16 protein-coding genes are annotated in these 23,636 nt (G+C 27.1%); 3 read left to right on the top strand and 13 right to left on the bottom strand.

What is annotated here, in order from left to right; genetic code table 11:
* Positions 1-62 precede the first annotated feature (62 nt).
* The 8 genes from ACQ3F0_RS15305 to ACQ3F0_RS15270 all read right to left on the bottom strand — a co-directional run bounded on the left by ACQ3F0_RS15305 (position 63) and on the right by ACQ3F0_RS15270 (position 12,751).
* Entirely contained in the window at positions 63-3,317 is a 3,255-nt protein-coding gene (locus ACQ3F0_RS15305) for a DEAD/DEAH box helicase (RefSeq protein ID WP_428866195.1), read from the bottom strand.
* A gap of 104 nt (positions 3,318-3,421) precedes the next feature.
* The gene (locus ACQ3F0_RS15300) at positions 3,422-4,498 is read right to left on the bottom strand and encodes a hypothetical protein (protein ID WP_428866194.1); all 1,077 of its coding nucleotides are present in this window, start codon (positions 4,496-4,498) and stop codon (positions 3,422-3,424) included.
* 250 nt (positions 4,499-4,748) lie between these two features.
* Entirely contained in the window at positions 4,749-5,726 is a 978-nt protein-coding gene (locus ACQ3F0_RS15295) for an ABC transporter permease (RefSeq protein ID WP_428866193.1), read from the bottom strand.
* Between the two features lie 14 nt (positions 5,727-5,740).
* Complete coding sequence (locus tag ACQ3F0_RS15290; RefSeq protein WP_428866192.1) at positions 5,741-7,264, bottom strand: sugar ABC transporter ATP-binding protein; 1,524 nt, start codon at positions 7,262-7,264, stop codon at positions 5,741-5,743.
* A gap of 28 nt (positions 7,265-7,292) precedes the next feature.
* The gene (locus tag ACQ3F0_RS15285) at positions 7,293-8,306 is read right to left on the bottom strand and encodes an ABC transporter permease (protein ID WP_428866191.1); all 1,014 of its coding nucleotides are present in this window, start codon (positions 8,304-8,306) and stop codon (positions 7,293-7,295) included.
* 98 nt (positions 8,307-8,404) lie between these two features.
* A complete protein-coding gene (locus ACQ3F0_RS15280; protein ID WP_428866190.1) occupies positions 8,405-9,499 on the bottom strand; it encodes a sugar ABC transporter substrate-binding protein in 1,095 nt (364 codons plus the stop codon).
* 252 nt (positions 9,500-9,751) lie between these two features.
* A complete protein-coding gene (locus tag ACQ3F0_RS15275) occupies positions 9,752-10,837 on the bottom strand; it encodes a sugar ABC transporter substrate-binding protein (RefSeq protein WP_428866189.1) in 1,086 nt (361 codons plus the stop codon).
* Positions 10,838-11,023: 186 nt separating this feature from the next.
* Positions 11,024-12,751, bottom strand: a complete 1,728-nt coding sequence (locus ACQ3F0_RS15270) for a sensor histidine kinase (RefSeq protein ID WP_428866188.1) — start codon at positions 12,749-12,751, stop codon at positions 11,024-11,026.
* A gap of 170 nt (positions 12,752-12,921) precedes the next feature.
* Here ACQ3F0_RS15270 and ACQ3F0_RS15265 point away from each other — a divergent pair, with 170 nt between their 5' ends.
* Complete coding sequence (locus tag ACQ3F0_RS15265) at positions 12,922-14,520, top strand: response regulator transcription factor (RefSeq protein ID WP_428866187.1); 1,599 nt, start codon at positions 12,922-12,924, stop codon at positions 14,518-14,520.
* A 30-nt stretch (positions 14,521-14,550) separates the two neighbouring features.
* Here ACQ3F0_RS15265 and ACQ3F0_RS15260 read toward each other — a convergent pair whose 3' ends face one another.
* Positions 14,551-14,742, bottom strand: a complete 192-nt coding sequence (locus tag ACQ3F0_RS15260) for a hypothetical protein (RefSeq protein WP_428866186.1) — start codon at positions 14,740-14,742, stop codon at positions 14,551-14,553.
* 131 nt (positions 14,743-14,873) lie between these two features.
* On the bottom strand, positions 14,874-15,248 hold the full coding sequence (locus ACQ3F0_RS15255) for a helix-turn-helix domain-containing protein (protein ID WP_428866185.1): 375 nt from the start codon (positions 15,246-15,248) through the stop codon (positions 14,874-14,876).
* Positions 15,249-15,641: 393 nt separating this feature from the next.
* On the opposite strand from ACQ3F0_RS15255, the gene ACQ3F0_RS15250 reads away from it, so the two are divergent.
* Positions 15,642-19,370 carry a helix-turn-helix transcriptional regulator gene (locus ACQ3F0_RS15250; protein WP_428866184.1) on the top strand — a complete coding sequence of 1,243 codons (3,729 nt, stop codon included), beginning with the start codon at positions 15,642-15,644 and terminating at the stop codon, positions 19,368-19,370.
* 251 nt (positions 19,371-19,621) lie between these two features.
* Here ACQ3F0_RS15250 and ACQ3F0_RS15245 read toward each other — a convergent pair whose 3' ends face one another.
* Positions 19,622-20,350, bottom strand: a complete 729-nt coding sequence (locus tag ACQ3F0_RS15245) for a flavodoxin family protein (protein ID WP_428866183.1) — start codon at positions 20,348-20,350, stop codon at positions 19,622-19,624.
* A 236-nt stretch (positions 20,351-20,586) separates the two neighbouring features.
* Between ACQ3F0_RS15245 and ACQ3F0_RS15240 the strand changes: the two genes are divergently transcribed.
* Complete coding sequence (locus ACQ3F0_RS15240; protein WP_428866182.1) at positions 20,587-21,159, top strand: ferritin-like domain-containing protein; 573 nt, start codon at positions 20,587-20,589, stop codon at positions 21,157-21,159.
* A gap of 59 nt (positions 21,160-21,218) precedes the next feature.
* On the opposite strand, the gene ACQ3F0_RS15235 is transcribed toward ACQ3F0_RS15240, so the two are convergent.
* Together ACQ3F0_RS15235 and ACQ3F0_RS15230 are read right to left on the bottom strand one after the other, a co-directional pair.
* Entirely contained in the window at positions 21,219-22,916 is a 1,698-nt protein-coding gene (locus ACQ3F0_RS15235) for a sensor histidine kinase (RefSeq protein WP_428866181.1), read from the bottom strand.
* Positions 22,894-23,586, bottom strand: a complete 693-nt coding sequence (locus tag ACQ3F0_RS15230; protein ID WP_428866180.1) for a response regulator transcription factor — start codon at positions 23,584-23,586, stop codon at positions 22,894-22,896. Before ACQ3F0_RS15230 ends, ACQ3F0_RS15235 begins: the two co-directional genes overlap by 23 nt.
* Positions 23,587-23,636: the final 50 nt, after the last annotated feature.

The raw sequence follows: 23,636 nt of genomic DNA, 5'->3' as shown, positions 1-23,636 counted from the left end.
TGATGGATAGATTTTATATTCATCACCTTTATTTATAAGTAACTGAAAGTGTTTTTTTATGTTTATTCCATCTCAAACAACCCAAGAATTTCTTCTTCACCCATAGCACCAAAATTTTCACCACAGGACAATTCATCTCCCATTAACTCCGATATAAGCTTTTTCTTTTCTTCTTGGAGAGCAATTATTTTCTCCTCAATAGTTCCCTTGGCTATTATTTTTATTACTTCAACTACATTCTTTTGCCCTATTCTATGAGCTCTATCAGTAGCTTGATCTTCCACTGCTGGATTCCACCAAGGGTCAAAATGAACTACTATATCAGCAGACGTAAGATTTAGACCTGTTCCTCCAGCTTTTAAACTTATTAAGAATACAGAGTTTTCACCTTCATTAAAATTCTTTACCATCTTCATTCGCTTTGAAGAAGGCACTGAACCATCTAGATAACTATAAGATATTCCTTCTTTCGTAAATCTTTTATTTATGTTTTTAAGAACAGATGTGAATTGGGAAAAAATAAGTATTTTATGTCCCTGTTCTATACTTTTATTAATCAGTTCTATTAGAGCTTGTATTTTCCCGCTACCACCACTATAATCCTTCATAACCACTGAAGGGTCTAAGCATAGTTGCCTTAACTTTGTTATATAAGAAAGTATTTCTATTTTACTATTTTTAAACTCATCGCCTTTCACCTTTTTTTCAATAAGCTCTACTGCATGGTTTGCATATATTCCATACACTTTTTTTTGTTCATCGTCTAAATTAACCATAAGTGTTTTCTCTATCTTCTCAGGCAATTCCTTCAAAACCTCCTTTTTTCTTCTTCTAAGAATGAAAGGTTTTATAAGTTTATTCAACTCAGCTAACACTTCTGGACTCTCTTTTAGCTTTTTATGATATCTTACACTAAATACCTTCTCATCATATAGATATCCAGGCATTATAAAATCAAATATTGACCATAATTCCATAAGTGAGTTTTCTATTGGAGTTCCTGATAACGCAAACCTGTGCCTCGCATTAATTTCTTTCATAGCTTTTGCATTTTGAGAGTGAGGATTTTTTATAAACTGAGCTTCATCCAAAATACAATAATCAAAATTTACTGCCTTATAACCCTCTAAATCTCTTTTTGCTAAGTTATATGTTGTTACAATTACATCATAATCCTTTATATTCTTTAATATCTCTTTTCTTTCTTCTTTTGACCCATTTGCAGCTACTACTCTTACAGAAGGCGCAAATTTCTCAAACTCACTTACCCAATTATATATCAATGAAGTTGGCGCCACAATCAAAGATTTACTTTCTTTATTGGATAATATGAAAGCAATAGTCTGTAGAGTTTTCCCCAGACCCATCTCATCTCCTAAGATTCCTCCAAAGCCTAAATAATCTAATGTTTTAAGCCAATTATACCCCAACTTTTGGTAATTTCTGAGGTTTCCATTTAACTCAAGAGGTTCTTCAAATTTTAATTTTTCAATATTCTTAAATTTATCTTTTATTTCTTTTAGTTCTTTTTTGCCTTTTATATATCTTATATTATTTTCTTCTAAATAACTATGCAAAAAAACACCTTTATTTTTAGGAATCTCTATATAATTATCATCTACCTCATTAGGTGCAATAGTATTTAGAAGTTTTAAAAACTTATTTAGCTGCAATTCTTGTAAATCTAGATACTCACCATTTTTAAGCTTATAAAATTTGAGATTATCTCGAAATGCCCTTAGTATCTCTGTAGTTTCCTTAGACGGGATATCTCCAATTTTAAAGTCCATTTCAAAGTAGTTATACTTCCCTGATTTAATATTTCCCTTAATTCCTTTTGCACCCAAAGACTTTAAACCTTTAAAGTTTTCCGAGTAATATACCTCTCCAATTTCTTGAAGTTTAGCTACTTCACTTTTAAAGAATCTAAAAATATAGTCATCTCCTCTTGTGAAATTAAATACCCCTTTTATCTCAACAAAACCAAAAGTATTGAGAAGTTTCATTACCTCTGCTTCCTTTTTAGATTCCCTGTATATAACTTTTTCATTGCAATCCTCAAAAATATTAAACTCGTAACTTCCATATTTAACTTTCAATATCAGTGTAATCTCTTTACCCTTCTCATCAAAATAAAAATTAAATCCACATTTGTCTATCACAATTTTATTTTTAATAGCTTTAGATAAAGTAACATCATCCGATAAAATATTAAGTTCTGGAATTAATTTTCTAAGTATAGTATCTTCCTTATCTTTGCTTATGGTTACAACCTTACTCTCATTAAACACTTGAAGGTACGGGCTTATCTTGTAACAAAACTCATACTCTGGTAAATATATTGATGTCCCATATAGAAAAACATTTTCTTTAGAACCTAAAACCTCTGGCATCCCATCAGAAGATTTTAAAATATAATTGTCTTTTATAGTCTTCAAATTAAAATTTATAGGTGGAGACTCATATAAAATCTCAGTATCTACATCTCTTGAAAAAAAGCCCTCGCTCAAATATACTCTATGATTATTAATAACGTCAAAAAATTCCCTAACTAAATAACTAGGGATAAAAACATTCTTTCCATTTAAATATTTCTCTTTATGTCTATTAAAAGACTTTTCCCCTCCGCTCATCTCTCTTAGCGTCTCAATAAAATCTATAAGTCTCCTATCCTTCAAACTTAGCCTTAGATTCTGGATATTAAAAGTGAAGTTCTTACTATATTTAATAGGAAATTTATTATGATAAGATACTAAAAAATGCTCTATATCCTTCAAAATATAAAGACTTCTAGCACTCATAGATTTTAATCCTATTTTGAAATTTGCTGAAATTTTATCATCCCACAAACTTTTATTAATATAAACCTCTATTTTAATTTCATCTTTATTTTTATCTATTCCTTCCCCTAGAAGCATTGACAAAACATTATTTCTATTTTGAAATATACTATTTTCAGAGATATCTTCATTTTTTAAAAGGGGATGTTCAACTAAATCACTCAAAGCTTTGTAAAATGTAGCAACTAAATGCTTGCAACAATAATTACTTTTCTTAAACTCATTCTTTTCATAATCTAAACAACTGCAGTAAGTAGAAAAAATACTTTTTTTGTCCCAATCCATCTCAATTTTTGTATGATATTCATTAAAAAGATTTTCTGAAATAACATTCCCATCTATACAAATAAAATTATCTTCACTAGTTATATTCAACGAAGAAATCAGGTCATTATTGAGAACCCTTTGCCCTTTTGCATAATTCTTGCCACTGGTTTCTTCATTAAAAATTTGTAATAACATATTTTCGCTAACCATATTAACTCCCTATCAATTTGAATTTATCTTTAATTATATCATAAATTTCAATGCAACGTCTTCTTGCTTTTTAGAATTTGGAAATCTAATTGCACGAATGATCGTTATTCATTAAATAAAATTTCATAACAAAATTGAAGCTTTCTATAATAATCGAGTTCAATAAGATCTGTAGGTTTAACTTTTCCATCTTCTTTATCAAAATAAGCTAAATCAGCATATTTCAACATCTTATATACAAACTGAGAACAAAACATAATATTAGGTTTATGGGAAGATTTAAAAACCAATCCCATCATATTATAGGCACTGCCTTCTTCATTGATTTCCTTTATTCTATCAATGAGTTGCTTTTTCTGGTTTTCACTAGCTTTAACTTTATAAACAATAATTGAAGCCTCTTCTTTTTTATTAAAAAATTCTATCATTTCATGATTTAACCCTGGCGGATAAACTTTTTCCCCTCCATTATAGCTAATAATAGTTTTTAAGTCATAATCGAATGCTAGAGATGCATGATTATATTGTTTTTTTGTAAAGACAGAAATCAATTCACTTGCTGCACTACCTGTATTCGATATTACTATATAAATATATGGATCTTTTAAACTATTATAAGCTGTCTTGAAATAATCATTTGTTAATGTACCATCATTAATATATTTTATTGAACTATGTCTTGGCAAATCCTTAACTATTTCTTCTAATTTATCTGTAGAAATTCTGTTTTTTATTTTATCTATTCCTTTTACTTTTTCATGCAATTTATTTATAGCACTTTTGATTTCAGAAAAACTCATTGTATTAATATCTTGAACTGACGGAAAATAAAACTCTGTATATTTGTTAATTGTAATAAGACTTTCAAACAAATATGGCAAAGCCAATAAAAATATCCCAATAATTTTATTAATAAAATAAATCAAACTTATATACTGATAATTGAATAAGTTTCTAGCAAAGAAAATTAATTGCCCAACTAGTAAAATGATATATATAAACATTAAATACATTCTAAATCTTTTTCTGGAATTAATTTTTACAGCTCTAAATATCATAAGTAGAAAAACAAAAATAGCTGCTAAAATAAATATGGCTTTATCTCCGTAAAAAAGCAAAATTAAAAAAGCCATGATTTTACTTATATTAACAAACATTTTGTATTGTTTTAAATCATTCATTATATACTCTCCTTACCTTGAATCACTAACTGTCAAAAAAATATCTCAAATGACACTACTCAATTTTACATTATTAAGCTTCACTTATCAATTCTTATATAAAAATAAATCATCTTCTCCAAAAATTCAACACTAATGACTTAAAGCAACCCAAACAAAAAACTTGAATTAAAATTTTAAACATTTCAATTCAAGCTTTTTATCCTTAAATATATATTGTATCACTAACCATTACCTACTACTTTTAGCTTTACTTAACAATTGATCCTCTTTCTTTTCTATCTACAGTCATTGCTACAGCTGCAATAACTAAAGCACCAAAAACAATATGCTGCCAAAATGCATTTACACCAACTACATTCATACCATTGTGTATAACTGTTACAATTGCAACTCCTAATAAAGTATTCATTACACTCCCTTTACCTCCACCTAATGAAGTTCCACCTAAAGCTACAGCAGCTATTGCTTTCAAAGTAAATGGGTCTCCAACTGTTGGTATTCCACTCTTTAACTTCGCTGATAAGAATATTCCAGTTAAAGCACAGGTCAATCCACACAAGGCAAAAGCAGAAATTTTAACAAAATCCACATTAATACCTGAAATTTTTGCTGCTCTTTCATTTGCTCCTACTGCAAAGAATCCTTTTCCAAAGTAAGTTCTTGTCTGTATAACATAGAAAATAGCCAACACTACTATTCCTATAATAAAATATGATGTTATAACACCAAAATCCATTTTTCCCCAAGCAATATAATTGCCTTGTTGAAAAGGAATTTGAAGGGGTGCACCTCCAGAAATAAGGTAAGCTGCACTTTGCCAAACACTTGAAAAACCTAAAGTTACAATAAATGAAGGAATTTTAACTTTTGTATATACTACTCCATTAATTAATCCTGCCATTATTCCATATAGAGCAACCACAAAATATACACCATATCCTAATTTGGGTAACAAAATAACAAATAAAACAGTACTACACGAAACAATGGAACCAACAGATAAATCAATAGAACAAATTAATAAAACGCAAGTTACACCACATCCTAAAACTAATAATGGGGCCAAATCTTCTAATAGATTTTTGATGTTGAAAGAACTTAAAAAATTCTGATTAATACTCGTGAAAATAATTAGTAACACTATGATTGAAATAATGTTTGTGTATTCAACAAAATTAACAGATGCTTTTTTAGATTTTGAATTTTTAGATTTTAATAATTCCATAATAACCTCCCCTTCTACATCATATATTTTATTATATCTTCCTCAAGAGGTTTATCTTCAGGTAATGCATTAAATCTGCTCGTAATGAGACCATCTTTCATGACAAGTATTGTAGAGCTTAATCCAATACATTCATCTAATGTATCTCCAAGTAAAATAACCGAAATCCCCTTAGCTGTTATTTCTCTAATTAAATTATATATTTCTTCTTTTGCACCAATGTCAACCCCTCTTGTTGGATGGTTTAAAACTAAAATTTTAGAATCACTTGCTAATATTCTAGCAAAGACAACTTTTTGAGCATTTCCACCACTAAGTTGAATCGTTTGTTCTTTATATGAGGAACATTTTATTCTTAATTTATCAATCCAGAATTTAGCTTTATCTATCTGTTTCTTTTTAGATATCAATGCTCCCTTTTTCACATCTGATAAATTTGACATACTTATGTTTTCTATTAAACTTAAAGTTTCAAAGATTCCCTCTTTCCTTCTCTCTTTTGGAATCAATAATATACCATTTTTTAATGCTTCATGAGGCGCAGAAAACTCTTTTTTTACATTGTTAATCCAAAGCTCGCCAGAAGTATATTTATCATCTCCAATAATAACTGAACATAAGTCTTCTTTTCCCGAACCGACTACCCCACAAATTCCCATAACTTCGCCTCTATGAAGTTTAAACGATACCTTCTTAAAGCTACCTCTCAACCCAAGATTTTTTGCTTCTAAAACAATATCCTTATCAGGTATAGTTTGATTTGAGATTTTATAATACTCTCCTGCACTCGTTCTACCAACCATTTTTTGATAAATCAATGCTTCATTTGCCTCTTCCTTTTTTACATGAGCAACATTTTCTCCATCTTTAAATACATAAATTCTATCGGATATTGTTAAAACTTCATCTATTCTGTGAGATACAAATATAACTGAATTGCCTTTCTTCTTCAATTTTTCTATTTGAGAAAACAGATATTTAACCTCATCATCATTTAGAACTGATGTAGGCTCATCCAATAATATTAATGAATTTTCTACTTTTGAACTTTTCACTAAATTAAAAACCTTAGCAATTTCCACCATTTGCCTAGTAGCAAAATTTAATTCACCTACCTTAACCTTCGGATCAATATTTTTTAAATCTAATTCTTTAAAAAGGTTTTCAGTATCCTTGTACAACCTTCTCCAGTTAACTAACCCAAATTCTTTATAATTTTTTTCTTTCCCAAAAAATATATTTTGGCCAACAGATAAATTAGTTATAACTGATTGTTCTTGGAATACCATACCTATTCCTAATTCATTAGCTTCCTTAGGAGTTTGAGGAGCATACTTTTCGCCAAAAATATCCATTTCGCCTGAAGTAGGCATTTCAACTCCCATAATCAGCTTTAATAAAGTAGATTTTCCAGCCCCGTTTTCTCCTACAAGGCCTATTACTTCTCCTTCATTTATTTCCATAGAAACATCATGTAATGCAACAGTACCAGGATATTTCTTAGTTATGTTTTTAATATTAAATAATTGCTTTGCCAATTTCGACCCTCCTTAAGCACACTGATATCTATTTTGTTATAATCTTTCTATTTCTTGTAACTGATAAAGATACCGCTGCAACAATTATAATTCCTTGTATAGCATATTGAATATAGGGATTTACCCCTAGCAAAATCAATGCGTTCTGTAATACTGTAACTATAAGAACGCCTACCAAGGAATTTACAACTCCTCCTTTTCCACCACTAAGAGATGTTCCTCCTACAACTACAGCCGTTATTACCGGAAAAACCATACCTTTACCAACTAGGATTTCTCCTCTACCGTAACGAAACGCTCCAATAATACCTGCTATTCCTGTACATAGTCCAGCCCAAGAAAAAGCTAATATCTTTACTCTATCGATATTTATACCACTTACTTTAAGAGTATTTTCATTATCTCCTATAGCAAAAATATATCTACCAAGACCAGTAAATTCTTGAATTATATATGCAACTACAAAAATTAACAATGAAATCCATGTAATACTTGGTATGCCTAAGAATACACTTTCTAGTACATCCTGCATTGGCCTATCTTGAATAGTTGCTGGAATCCCTTTATATGCAAGTAATGCAATCCCTGTTGCAACACTAGACATCCCAAATGTAACAATAAATGATGGTAATTTTAATTTCACATGAATTAACCCAGATACAAAGCCCATAAAAGCGCCAATACATATAACAATCAACACACCAAATATTCCCAAATCAAAAGTGGTAATATTATTTAATACAAGTAGTGAAATAACGGATGCTGTAAGTCCCATAACACCATCGACCGAAAGATCAATTCCGCCCATAACTATAACAAAAGTTATACCCATAGCTAAAATAAGAAGTATAGATGCTTGTCTTAGTAAAGATACAAAATTAAAAGCTGTAAAAAATCCTTGAACTGTAAAACTAAATATTAACAATAAAAAAACCAAAATGATAACAGGTGCCATCTTAATAATTTTGTCTTTCTTATTTTGCTCAGCAATTTTTTGAGAGAATTCTTCTGCAATTGTCGCAGATTCTAAGTTTCTCTTCATATCTATATCACCTCATATAAATTTCTTAAATTTTGTAATAATGTTAAGTTTAAAATTCTAGAGAAGTATCAATAATACTATCTTCTCTAGAAAATATATTATTTAATTTCCATCGGTCTAGCTATACATGTATCTAATGCATTATAGTCATATTTAGGTTTATTCTTAATGAATTTCTCTTCATAATCATCAACTGTATCAGCAGTAACTAAATAACCTGGTGTATGAATCATAGATTCTTCTGGCTTCATAGTTTTTGTATCTAATTTTCCACTATAAGCTGCATAAGGATATGCTAATCCATAAAAAGCTTGCATCCAGCCATTACTTGATACTGTTGCTAACATATCGCCATCTTTCAATGCTTGAATAGCACCATCTATAGCATTTATACCTACAACTTTCACTTTTCCATTCATTTTTTTAGCTTTTAGAGATTGAATAGCTGCTAGAGCCATAACATCGTTAGCACACCAAATACCATCTACATCTTGATATTTTGAAAGCCATGTTTCAGTAACTGTAAAAGCTTTTTGCGAACTCCATTCTCCACTTTGACTGTCTAGAAGTTCTATATCAGGATATTCTTTTAAAGCTCTTTTTAAACCATTGTATCTATTTATAGCAGCTGTATTCGCAAGCCTACCTTGTATTGCAAGTATTTTTCCTTTTCCAGGCGTTTCTAGAGAATCGAACATTTTTTTTGCAATATCATATCCTGCCTGTTCATCATCTTGAGATTGGAATAAGGAATAATACTCATGATTAGTTGGAAGAACGCCTTCAGCAGTACTCCAAACTGAACTCCAATATATACCTTCTTCTTCGCATATCTCTGCTATAGTTGCAATATTAGGAGCTTGATTAGGGTCGATGAAAAGGATTACATCTTTTCCACCACGAGCAATAAGCGATTTGATATTATTAATCTCTTTTTCATCATCATCTTCACTTAACATAACTTGTAATTCAGCAGTACCTTCTGGTAAAGAATTTACAAACATCTCAGCTCCTTCTTTTAACGTCACATAATATGGATTAGATAGTGAATGTAGTTCAATAGCGCAAATAAGCTTGTTTTTCTTTTCGCCTGATTCTTTACTTCCTGTAGTCGTATCTTTTGTGTTACTACAACCAGCTAATGAACCCAATATCAATGTACAAAATACTAATAAGGCTAACAATTTCTTCATAAAAAATCCCCCTTATAATAAATGTTTTATATTTTTACTCAATTATACAAAATACTCTTATTGCGTTAAATGGATAATCTTTATATTTTTTATATATTTTTTTACCTATTTTTTATAATACTTAAAATATCATTATGTTTTACAATTTATTATTATTTTTTATAATATATTTTTATAATTTATCCATATTCATAACTTTATTTATAAAAAGAAAAGAGAAGTAGCAATAATGCTATCTTCTCTGAAATATAACTATTTTTCTATATCCATTGGTCTAGCTACACAAGTTCCTAGTTCAGTATAATCGTATTTTGGTTTATTTTTAATAAACATTTCTTCATATTCATCAACTGTATCATTCGTAATTAAATATCCTGGAGTGTATATCATAGATTCTTCTCCTTGCATAGATTGGGTATCAATTTTCCCTGTGTAGGCTGCATATGGATAAGCTAGCCCAAAAAAAGCTTGCATCCACCCATTACTAGATACTGTAGCTAATAAATCTCCTTTTTTTATTGCTTCAACAGCACCATCTATACTATTTATACCTACAACTTTTACTTTTCCATTCAAATTTTTAGATTTAAGTGCTTTAATAACAGCAAGCGCCATATCATCATTAGCACACCAAATCCCATCTACTTCTCTATATTTAGCAAGCCAATTTTCAGTAATTGCAAAAGCTTTTTCAGAATTCCATTCTCCACTTTGACTATCCAATAATATTATCTCAGGATATTCATTTAATGCTCTCTTTAAACCATTATATCTATTTATTGCAGCCGTATTAGAAAGTCTCCCTTGTATGGCTAATATTTTTCCTCTTCCAGGTATTTTAAGTGAATCAAACATTTCTACAGCAATATCATATCCTGCTTGCTCATCATCTTGGGATTGAAATAATGTATAATATTTATAATTTGTTGGATATACTCCTTTAGCAGTGCTCCAAACCGAACTCCAATAAATACCTTCTTTTTCACAAATTTCAGCTATTCCAGAAAGATTTGATGCTTGATTTGAATCTATAAAAAGTATTACATCCCCTCCACCTTCAGCTATGAGAGATTTTATATTTTTAAGTTCTCTCTCATCATCATTCTCACTAAACATTACCTTTAATTCTGCAGTATCTTTAGGCAATGAATTTACAAACATCTCTGCTCCTTCTTTTAAAGTAGTATAATAGGGATTAGATAATGAATGAAGTTCAATAGCACAAATAAGCTTTTTTTTCTCTTCTCTAAAATCACTATTTTGATTTTTATTACTACACCCTACTAATAAACTGGTTATGGTCGTAAAAAAGAATAATACGGATAATACTTTCTTCATGAAACTCCCCCCATTTTTATATTGTAGTCTACATATAATCGTTATTTTCCTATTAATTATACCATATTCTTCAATTTTCTTACTTACTCTCATTTACTTCACATCACAAAATGTTTTCTTTTCACAAGCAAACAATGCAATCCCTAAACTACTAAGAAGTCAATTTTTCACAAAGAAGATTCTATATTACTTTTCATTTTTAATTATTGGCAAAGTAATTTTAACATTTGTACCTTTACCTTTTTCACTAAATATTTGCAAACCATAATCTAATCCAAAATATAATTTGATTCTATCTTCAATATTTTTAAGTCCTATCCCACTAAACCTATTCTTTTTTTCTTTTAGTATTAATGGTTCATCTACATTCATACCTATACCATTATCCATAATAGTCAAAACTAATTGATTATTTTCAAAAAACGATGATATTTCAATCTCCCCATTATTTTCAATTTCCTCAAACGCATGAATAATCACATTTTCCACAATAGGTTGAAGCATAAATCTAAGAACAGTACAATCTAAAGTTTCATTATTTATTGAGTATATTACTCTGAAAATATCACCATATCTATATTTCTGAATTTTTATATAATTCTTAACATTATTCAGTTCATCTCTCAAATTTACTGAATAATTATTTTTAGAAATATTATACTTAAGTAGGTTAATTAGTGCCGTTATCATATCCGCAATATTATCAACATTTTGAATAATAGCCAACCATTTTACCGAGTCTAAAGTATTATATAAAAAATGAGGATTAATTTGGGACTGTAGTATTTTAAATTCCATTTCGGATTTTTTCTTTTCTTCATTAATTTTATCTGATATCAAATTTCTTAATTGGTTAACCATTTTATTAAATGAATTACTTAGTACCCCTAATTCATCTTTATTTCTTAATTGGACATTGACATCTAATTCTCCGTTCTCAACCATTTTTATTTTTGAATTCAACTCTTTTATTGGCCTTGTAAAAGTAGTAGAAAGAATATATGATGCAAAAAATGATAATACTATAAAAATCATCGTTACAATCATAGCTATAGTTTGAACAGGTTTTGCTTTATCATAAATTCTTTCAGCTGGTACTATTCTAAAAATTTTCCATTTGGTATATCCTATATGAGTTGAAATTATATAGCTTTGTTCGCCAAAAATTTCTGTTTTATTGCTATTAGAAGAATTTAATTCTATTAACTTTTCGATTTCCTTTCCTTTAAAATTGTGATATGGATAAGCATAAATTTTTTCACCTTTATCGGTAAGAACAACTGTTTTTTCTTCACTTTTTACCGACTCTATTGCAAATAGTTTTTTTAAATAAGCATAGTTAATATCAATAATAATAGTTCCGATAGCACTATCTGTCTTCAAATCAAAAACGGGCCTAACATAAGAAATAGTATCTAAACTTCTTTTTGATGAATACTCCATATTATGTATTTTTGTATAAGAAAACTTATTAGCAATAAAATCATTTTTCTCCAAACTAAAAAAACTTCTTAATAATTCTTCATTTACTTCAGAGTCATTTGTATAGATCTGACTATTAGGTGATAAAATATAAATATTATTTATATACCCTGGTACTTTTAACATATCCTTTAGCATTTTATCAATCTCATTCTTAAAATAAGTATCTTTTTCAATGCTATTTTCTTTTTCTAAGGCATCAATTACTAATTTGTCTGTAGCTAAAAAAGAACCTGTTGTGACTACAAGTTTTAAAAAAGTTTCTAATTGTTCTTTTGATTTTTTAGATTCAATAATCATATTATCAATAGCATTATTCTTTAATGTTTGAAAAAACAAAACATAAATAGCTGTACTCGATATTATCAAAGCTAATATTGTAATAGTTGCTATATATGTAAAAAGCTTATTTTTAATTGAAAAAAAATTCAACACGTACACCTTCTTTATAAATAATTGAAATTCTAAATTAATATTTATCTTCGACATGTGTTTATTTTTTCCTTTATGTTCGACTAACATTGGATTTACTTAATTATGAAAAAATAATATAATTATACTATGTTGTTTAACTTAAGGATAACCTATAAGGAAGTGCTTTTATGAAAAAAGTTTTAATTGCTGATGATGAAATGTTAGTTAGAATAGGTCTAAAATCAACAATAAATTGGAAAGAAAATGGATACATTGTAGTTGGTGAAGCCAAAAATGGTAAAGAATGTATTGAGATTTTCGACAAATTTAATGCAGATATCCTTATTACAGATATAAAAATGCCCATTGTAAATGGTTTAGATTTAATTCAAACACTAAAAAAGAAAAAAGAAAATCTAAAATCTATAATTTTAACACATTATGATGACTTCAATTATGCTAAAGAAGCTATTAAACTTGGAGCATCAGACTATATTCTAAAATCTAACTTAACTAGTGAAAATTTATTACAGATTTTGAACAAGTTATCTAAAGAAATAGATAAGGAAAAAATATACATGGTTTGTGAAGAAATTAATACCACCAATGAATCCTCTGATTCAATAAACTTCATAGAAAATTATCTATATGAAATGTTTTATGGAAACGATAGTTTAGTAGCTCAAACTAATATGAAGAATGAAAAAATGTTTAGATATGCTGATTTTATAGTTGTTTATAGTTCTATCTACAAAGATGTAAGTAAAGGTTATCACTATTATGGTAAGAATTCAACATTTAGAAACACTGTTTATAATATTTCAAATAATGTTTTTGATAATTTACAAATTAATAAGTATATTACATTTGTTAATGATAACATAGTATACCTTTTAAATTTCCCCAAAATTAACAATGTAGTAGATTCAACGAGAAAAATATATAATCTAATAGATTCTTTAAAAAGAAATATAATACAATTTCTTGATGTTGATATGTATATAGGTGTTAGTGGAATGGAATCTAATATTAACTCAATTCCTAAATTATTTGTACAAGCTAAAACTGCTCATGAAAAAAATTTCTTTGATAACAATAAAATTACCATTTATACGAAAAACACTAACAATGATTTCAAAATTGATTATAATGTATCATTACAACAATTAAATGAATATTTAATCACTTATGATGAAACTGAATTAGCTAATTATATAAACTCTATATTCGATAATTTAAAGAAAATAAAAAAAATTAATCTTGTAAAAAATACACTAGGAGACTTTATGAGTTATGGAAAAATATTAGCTGAACAACTTAACTTAAGTGATTTCACTTCTAAAAAAATCGATAGATTTAATTATAGTAATATAAACAAATTTAAAAAATTCGATCATATGAGGCAATATGTTTTAGACTTATATTCTGAGATGCTACATGCTAAAAAACATAATAACATCCATAATTATTCATACGCCGTTTATAAGAGTATTGAATTTATCAAAAAAAACTATCAGCACAATATATCTTTATCCGATATTTCCGAACATGCAGAAATAAGCAAAAGTTATCTTAGTGTACTTTTTAAACAAGAAACAGGAATTAATTTTAGCACCTATTTAATACAATATAGAATTGAAAAAGCCAAAAAACTTTTGTTAGAAACTAATTATAAAATGTACGAAATAGCTGAAATGGTTGGTTTTCTTAATCCTTATTATTTTAGTAAAGTATTTAAAGATATTACTGGATATACTTGTAAACAATTTAAATCATTAAAATATTAAAAGAGACTCAAAGGAGTCTCTTTTAATATTTTATTCTTGATAATTTGATATAGTATTTTGAGCTTGTTGACAAGCATCTTCCACAGCATTTAAAGTTTGTTGAATTTTTTGTTTGTTTTGTGGTTTTTCCACTGTGCTAATCGCTTGATTTAATTGAGATTTACATGTTTCAAGTTCATCACATACTTGTTGAACGTTTTGTCTTGCATTTTTTCCTTGCATAGTATTACCTCCATAAATTCAGTAAAATTTTAATTAAAGTTTCTAACAACTTTAGTATGTGAAAAACTCTTAAAAAAATTCACAAATGCGCCAAATTTTATTCTATTTTTTACTTCTATTATTTTTTTCAATTATATTCTTAATGTCTTAATCTGTTCATATGCTATGACTTGATCTTCAATAGTAAATAAATATTCTGTAGAATTCATTCTTAAATCATAACTCATAGGTCTCTCTCTATTATGTTTTACTTTATGCCTTACAAATTCCTCCATATTATTTCTAACTGATATAGTAACATAATCACCAAAAGGATTTGTGCCTACTTTATAAAGTTTTATTGCCTTTATAATACTTAAATAACAATGCTGTACCAAATCCTTAAACTCATAATCTGGTATATGATACTTAGAAGCTTCCTTAATTGCTAACGGAGTATATTTTTTTATTATTTGCTGAATAGCTTGAGAATCTCCATTTTTCGCTCTCAAAATTAACTCTTTCACTTAACAACACCCCTTACGATTTCAAAAATTCAATTATTCTCATATAACAAATACTAACCTATTTGGTTTATCTAGTGATGCTTTGTCATAATCTTACAGTTTCAATACTCGCTATTAAATAGCGTCTCTTTTCTTTTTTATTCGTCTGTATAACTCACAATTGTGTATTGAATATAACTATATTACACCAAATCATAAGGTTTTTCATCACCCAAAATGGGTGATTTTTTGTTAATTTGAATTTAAATAAAATTTGAATTCAAATTAACAAGCATTACATTGATTCTTTAATAACACCATCATATTTATAGTATTTAAACTTTTATAATACAATTTTCTTCAAGAAAATTGTAATTTATGATATAATTATGTATCAAAATTAAAGGTGATGCTATGAAAGATAACAAATTTATTTCTAACAATATTATAAACAGACAATCTGAACTTCAACTACTAAAGGACTCTTTTGAATATATAAAAAACCAAAATAGTAAAGTTATTATTATAAAAGGTGAAAGTGGAATAGGTAAAACTAGTTTAGTTACCAAAGGATTGTACAAAGAAATTACAGAAAAAGCTTTTTTTGGATACGTTAAATATTTAAATATCCAAAATACTCCTTACTACGGTATTATTTCAATATTAGATATCCTTTTTGCCAAAATTCTTTGCGAAAATAACAAATCATTTTCTTTTTGGAAAGAAAAAATTTCAAAAGGTCTATCATCTAATAGCAAATATTTAGCCAATGTATCAATTAATTATAGAAAAATTTATGGTATAAATAGTTCTGTTAAAAATTTAGACTTTTCAAACCTATCCACTAATCTCCAAAATAGTTTTATGGATATTCTAAAAATCTTTTCAAGAAACGGAAAACCGTTAGTACTATTTATTGATGATTTGCAATGGGCAGATAAGGAAACTATTTCCTTTTTAGATGCCTATTATGATCAAATTATGGATTTAAATATACTTTTTATTTTAAGCCATAGATGTAATGAGCTTGAAGATAATAAAGCTGCTAATAATTTTATTAATGGTATAAATACTTTATATGATATAGAAGAATTAGAACTTAAAAATTTTTCTATAGAGGAAATCCAAAAATTTTTACTCCAAAATTTTACTTTTAAAGAAAACGATTTGGAACTATTAGCTAAATATCTCAAAGAAAAGACTTTAGGAAATCCCTATTTTTTAACTGAACTTATAAAACTTCTATATGACAATGGATTGATAATTTTGGACGAAAATAATCAATATCTTAGTATAACTGAAGATTTATTTATTCACGAAATAACAATAAACAATGAACTTATCCAATTAATTCTCAATAAACTTCATACTCTTAGTGAAGATGATAAAAATATATTAAAATATATTACTTGTATTAAAACTAATTTCACTTTAGAATATCTAAAAGAATTAACTCACTTTGATGAATTTGAACTAAAATCAAGTCTAAACATACTTATTAATAAAGGAATTATAATAAATAAAGGTAGCAATTCATATGGATTTTTTCACGACAAAGTATATACTGCTGCATTAAATATGTTTGAGGAAAATATCTTAGAAGAAATAGATGTAAAAGTTGGTTTTTACCATTTACACCACCAAGAAATAACTGATAAAAATATTTTAAAATATATCTATTTTATTAATAAGACAACTAAAGATATAAAAGATTTAAAACTATTAAAAAGAATTTGTAATTTTAATATCTTAGCTGCAGAACAGTCTAAAATGATAGCTTATTTTAGCCAAGCTCTAAATTACTTAAATCTTGCCTATTCTATTTATAAAGATATAGATTTACAAGAGAATGAATTATCTTTTACGATTTTATTTGAAAAAGCAAACATGCATTATCTATTGGGTAATTTAGGTGAATCCGAAAAAATTATAGATTCATTATTTTTCACTAAATTAACTGATTTTCAACTATCAGATTTGTATACACTTAAGTTACAGATATCTTTAAATTACGAAAATTACTCGTTATCTATTGATTATGGTAAGAAAGCATTATCAAAACTAAAATTTTATTTCCCAAGAAATAAGCTTCTCTTACTTTTTTTACTAAAGGAATTAATAAATTTAAAATGGGTTCTCAGAAATAAAACTAAGGATGATTTATTAAACCTAAATGTTCCAGAAGACTCTATTTTCGAAAAACAAATGAATATTATTCTTTATGTTATTCCATGTACTTTCTTAGTAAATCAAAATTTATTTGCTTATATTACTATAAAATCTATTATTCATTCTATAAAAAATGGTAATTCTAAACTAGCTTCTATTTATTACGCAGGACTTAGTGTTATTTATTATTATATATTTAATAATTATGAAAAAGGATTGAAAATATACAATGTATCAAAAAGTCTTTTAGATAACAATAACGATTGCATGGTTTCAAGTTTTTCTAATTATACATTAGGTGTTTTTGTTTCTCATAAACATTTTCATTACTTAAAAAGTAAAGATCACTGTGAAACTGCAATTATAGATGGTGAAAAATGTAATAATATTATTTTTGTAAGTTATAGTATGATAGGGATATATGAAATTTTATCCTTTTCAGGTAATAATCTAGAGATTTTATATAATACTTGTGAAGATCACAAAAACTTTACAATTAAGAATAATTTATCTATGCAAATTAGTGCTATTTCAAATTATCAATTGTATGTAAAACTGTTGCAAAATTATCCATTTGATACAAAAAAAACAAAAGGTTTATTTGCATATAATATTAATGAAATAGAGCATATTGAACAGACTTTTAATTTGAACATGCTAATAGTTATAATTTTTACAATTTATGGTGAATACACTACAGGGCTTCACCTTTCTAATATCCTAATAAAAAAGATTGGTGAGCAAAAAACATATATCGAATATATAAGAACTTTATTCTACGACTGTATTCTAATTTTAAAGAATTTTAATAAATTTAGTGGATTTGAGAAAGTCAAATATAGATCAAGACTAAAGAAGCACCTTAAAATAATAAAAAAAGCAGCCTATCATAATCCTTCCAATTATGAGTGTAGGTATATTCTGCTATTGGCAGAATATGATAGAGTATTTAAAGTAAGTGATGGTGCTTTGCTTAATTATAATAAATCAATTGAAAGTGCCAAAAAAAATAAATTTACTTTAATTGAAGCTATGGCAAATGAATTTGCTTCTTCATATCTTATGGAAAACAAATTAAAGTCAAAAGCAACAGATTATTATTTATCTTCTACTAAATTATTTAATAAAATCGGTGCTTATGGTAAGCTATTTCATATGCAAAAAAATGAGGTTTTATTAATGAATGATAATTTTGAAAATCAGTCTTATAGTGAAAAAATGGAAACTTATTTTAATAAAACCATATTTGATACATCAGGAAATCTTCTAAAGTTATATGGTCTTATGGAAGATACAAATAGAAGTTCAAATCAAAATATAATTGAATTTTTTGTTAAATTTCTTAAAAGTGATTTAATCACTGATAAAATATATCTAATTCATGAAGAAGATGATGATTTTATTATTGCTGAATATTTCGATAAAAATATTCCATCTGCTGTTGTTGGGAAAAGTATTGATAATATTGGAGAAATTCCTGCTAAAATTATAAGATTCTGTTGTAGAACAAATGAAGACTTTATAAGTTTTGATAATAGTAAAAATAACAATTTGTTTTTAAATTTCAATAACTACTTAAATAAAGATAAGACATTAATTTGTTTGCCTATTATCAAAAATAATGGTCTTGTATCTATTTTATATATTGAAAAAACAGGCGGATACAAACCACAAAACATATACTTAATTAAAAATATATTTAGACAAGTTTTAAGCTGCATTAAATTTGAACCTAGCTGTACTAATATAAATAATTCAACAATAAATACTTTTGAAAAACTTACCTCAAGAGAAATAGAAGTGATAAGACTTGTTTCTAAAGGAAATACTTATACTCAAGTTGCAACCATTTTATCTTTAAGCCCAAATACTATAAAAACTCATATGAAAAAAATTTACTCTAAATTTTATGTATCAAAAAAAGCTGATGCTTTAAAAATTGCAGAAAAAGAGGGGTATTTAAACAATAATTAATAGTAATAAACTATCTTATAAACCTAGTAGATTCACCTATCTACTAGGTTGTGTTTTTTAATTACGAAAATATACAATATTATCACCAATATTTTTTTAATGACATATTTTATTAAAAATTGCTGTAATAACAGTGAGCCACCTACAATCTGCAATCCATAATCTTCGAATAGTATAAATAATAAAAATAGCTGTAGATACTTTTTATGATACAGCTATTTTTTATATTTGTGTTGTTTGCTTTAATATATTCAACTATTTACAACTTTATTTAGAAATTTACCAAAACTTGTTGTTACAAATCTTTTAAAAATATTTATTTTACATTTAAAATAATATGGAGCATCATTCCACCCTTTTTCTATCCAGTACTGGCTATCTAAACCTATCAATTTATATGCAAGAACTTTTTGAACTTGAAAATTTATAAGAGCACTAAATGAAGGTTTATAATTTTCCTTATTTTTACGAAGATGTTTTACAAAATTTTCACATTCACTATTTTCTATCTCATTATCTATATTCCTAATAGTTCTTCCTATACTACCTGTATAAAAACCACCCCACTGAATAACCACTCTTTTTAAGTACTTTAAAGTTGGTTTTAAGCCTGAGCCCTTTGTTGTTGATACAACCAGAACCGGCTTACCATAGATATCCGGGCGATGAAACCAACTACAAGTTCTATCAATAAATGTCTTTAGTTTACCAGATACATTTTCTAAATAAACTGGTGAAGTTAAAATTATGCCATCCATTGACTTTATTTTCTCCATAATCTCAAAAGCCTGATCCTTAAACACACACCCTCCTTTAACTAAACAATGTTCACACCCAATACAGGTTTTTATATCGTAATTAAATAAATTTATTATTTCTACATCAATATTGTCTCTTTGTAAAATCTCCTTCAATTGTACAATAAGACCATATGTATTCATCTTTCTATTGCTTGAATTTATCGCAAGTACCTTTATCATAAGTAATATTTTCCCCTTTTCTTCCTAATTATTAAAACATACACTTCTACAATTAGTAATATAACTATACTTACAATTGTAGTGATCATTATTAAAGGATATTTACCTATTATTTCAAATCATCCCTTCTATATATATTATATATCATTTAAATTCACATTAATATACTAATAAAAAATCAAAATATTTAGTAATAAATTTGTAAATAATCATATATTATATAGTAGTATTTTATATTGGAGGAAATTATTATTAGCAAAATTAATTATGAAATGCATAAAAGAGATAAGTATTCAGATCCTTCCCCTTACCCGGAAGTAAAAGTTCTTGAATCAAATATAAACTATGCAGAAATCTTGATGGATGATTATGCAGGTTTAGTAAGTGAATTTACTGCAATAAGTCAATACCTTTATCATTATTTTTTCTTTAAAGACACTGATGAAGAACTTGGAGAACTTTTAGAAAATACAGCTATTACTGAAATGCTGCATATGGAAATATTGGCAGATGTGATAAAAAAACTGGGTGGTAACCCTGTAATAAGAGGCTCTTATAGCACATGTATGATGCCTTGGAATGGAAGTTTCGTCTATTATGGTACAACATTATGTGAAAGATTGAAAGCAGATATTGATTCAGAATACAAAGCTATTAAAGAATACAAAAAGCATATAAACATTATTGAAGACCCATACGTAAAAGAAATACTTGAAAGAATTATACTCGATGAAAAAGTCCATATACATCTTTTCAATGAAGCTCTTCTTAAGTTTTGTGGATGTACCTATAAACCTTTAAGTTCCTAAATAACAACAAAAACTGAACCAGTAGATTCAAATCTCTACTGGTTCATATTCTAATTGATTTAAACCACAAACCAAAAAACAACTCCATAATCTGTATTTTCTACTCCGTATTCACAACCATGACCTTCCAAAATTGTTTTTACAATAGAAAGTCCTAACCCAGTTCCTCCAGTTTCTCTGCTATGAGAAATATCTATTTTATAAAATCTATCCCAAACACGTTGTAACTGTTCTTCTGTAAAAGATGTACATTCATTAAAAAATTCAACTTTAGTTTTATGATTTATTGAAGTTCCTTTTATAATAATTTCAGAATCATTATTACAATATTTCACTGCATTACTCAAAAGGTTAGTTATAACTTTCTCAAATTTAGATTTATCAATATTTACTTTAGGAAATTTGCCTATGCTTTTAATTTTTACGTTTTTATATTCCAATAAATCCTCTTTAAATATTGAAATATTTCCCTTTATCATTTCTTCTAAATCCGTCTTTTCTTTAATATATATTATTTTTTCCTCATCTAGCTTTGAGAGTTGAAGCATTTCAATAATTAACTCATCCATTTTTTCAGCTTCATCAAGGATTACACTAATATAATACTCACGTTTTTCTTTTTTTATATTATCTCGTACAGCTTCAGAAAAGCTTTTTATTACTCCTAATGGAGTTTTAAGTTCATGTGATGCATTAGCTATAAACTCTTTTCTCACTTTTTCCTGTTTAAGTTTTTCAGCATAATTTTTCTCTAGCTGTTTATTTGCTGTTTTAAGTTGATTTATTGAGCTAAGCAATTTTTCAGATAATGTATTAATACTCCCTGCAAGTATACCCAGTTCATCATTCCTAATAATATCTGTTTTGATACTAAAGTTCATATTAGCCATTTCATTAGCTACATTAGCAACCTCTATTATAGGTTTTGATACAGTTTTGGAATAAAAAAATGACATGATTGCAGAAATAACAATAGCAAATATTAATAAATACGGTGAAAAGCTCATCAAAGCTGAAGATGCTTCTTCTATTGATTGAAGGGATGTATTAACATATATTTGAGCAATCTTTTTATTCCCTATACTCACTTGTTTTATAAAATTGACTTCCTTATAATTTGAATAAGGAATACTTGTAATTACATATCTAACCCCATCTTTAATTTTAGAAATTTTAGTTGGGATGGATAGTTCCTTTCTTGTTTTATACTCATAAGATGAATTAGAATATAAAGCTGCTTTTGCAAAAACAACTTTACCTTCAAAATAATTTTCCTGTAATAAATTATTTGTATTAATTTTTCCTATATCCTTGTCATTTATTTTCATCACTCTTAAAGTATTGGTATCATTAGTATAGCCCTTTAAATTGAATAAATCACCTTTTTCTATTCCCTTAAGAGTTTTATTGTAGTTTTCTTCAGATATAAAAAATTGTTTTAAATTTCTTTCCTCATCATATACAACCACTATATACCTATTTTCAACTTGGTCATTTCTATCAAAATATTTTATTTTAAAATTGCATGTATTATCAGCTGAGAATTTTTCTCCTTCAATCATTACAGTCTCATAATCCCATTTATTATCTTCAAATTTTGTAGTAAAACTGTTAATATTGCTAATAACACTATTAATTTTATGTGTTTCATAGTATTTATTAAAATAAAACCATTGCGCTGTTATAATTACTGTTATTGTAAGTATAATTAAAGAGAATATCATTAAAAACATTTTAAGAGCTAGTGTCTTTTTCATTCTTCACCTCAAATTTATACCCCACACCTATTACGGTGTAAATATATTTTGCGTATTTTCCAAGCTTTTTACGCAATGTTTTAATATTTGTATCTACAATCCTTCCATCACCAAAATAATCATATCCCCATATATCTTTTATAAGTCTATCCCTTGTCAAAACTGTTCCTTTATTGTCTATCAATTTTTGTAATAATGAAAATTCCTTTATAGTCATGTGTATTTCTTTTTTTTCTATTGTTACCCTATAACCTGATTTATCAACACACAAGTCTCCAATAGCAATTAAATCATTTGTTTGAACAGTCTTTATGTTCCTCTTTAAAAGCGCATTAACACGCGCAACCAACACCTTTGGACTAAAAGGCTTTGTTACATATTCATCAGCCCCAAATTCAAAACCCATTAATTTATCATCTTCACCTATTCTAGCACTTAGTATAATAATAAGTACATCGGATTTTTGGCGAATTTTTCGGCATACTGAAAATCCATCTATTTTAGGCATCATAATATCTAAAATAACAAGATTTATATCTTCTTTTTCAAATAGCTCAAGAGCTTCTAATCCATCATAAGCCTTAAAAACATTATAATTCTCCGTTTCAAGATAATCACATACAATTTCATTTGTTCTTTTATCGTCTTCAATCACTAAAATGTTCTTCATAATTCTTACTCCTTTACTGTCAGCTATAACTTTCCCCCTAATCTATATAA

The sequence above is a fragment of the Clostridium sediminicola genome (genome assembly GCF_050402865.1).
Taxonomy (GTDB): domain Bacteria; phylum Bacillota; class Clostridia; order Clostridiales; family Clostridiaceae; genus Clostridium_AF; species Clostridium_AF sediminicola.
This window is presented reverse-complemented; position numbering and strand designations above follow the sequence as displayed.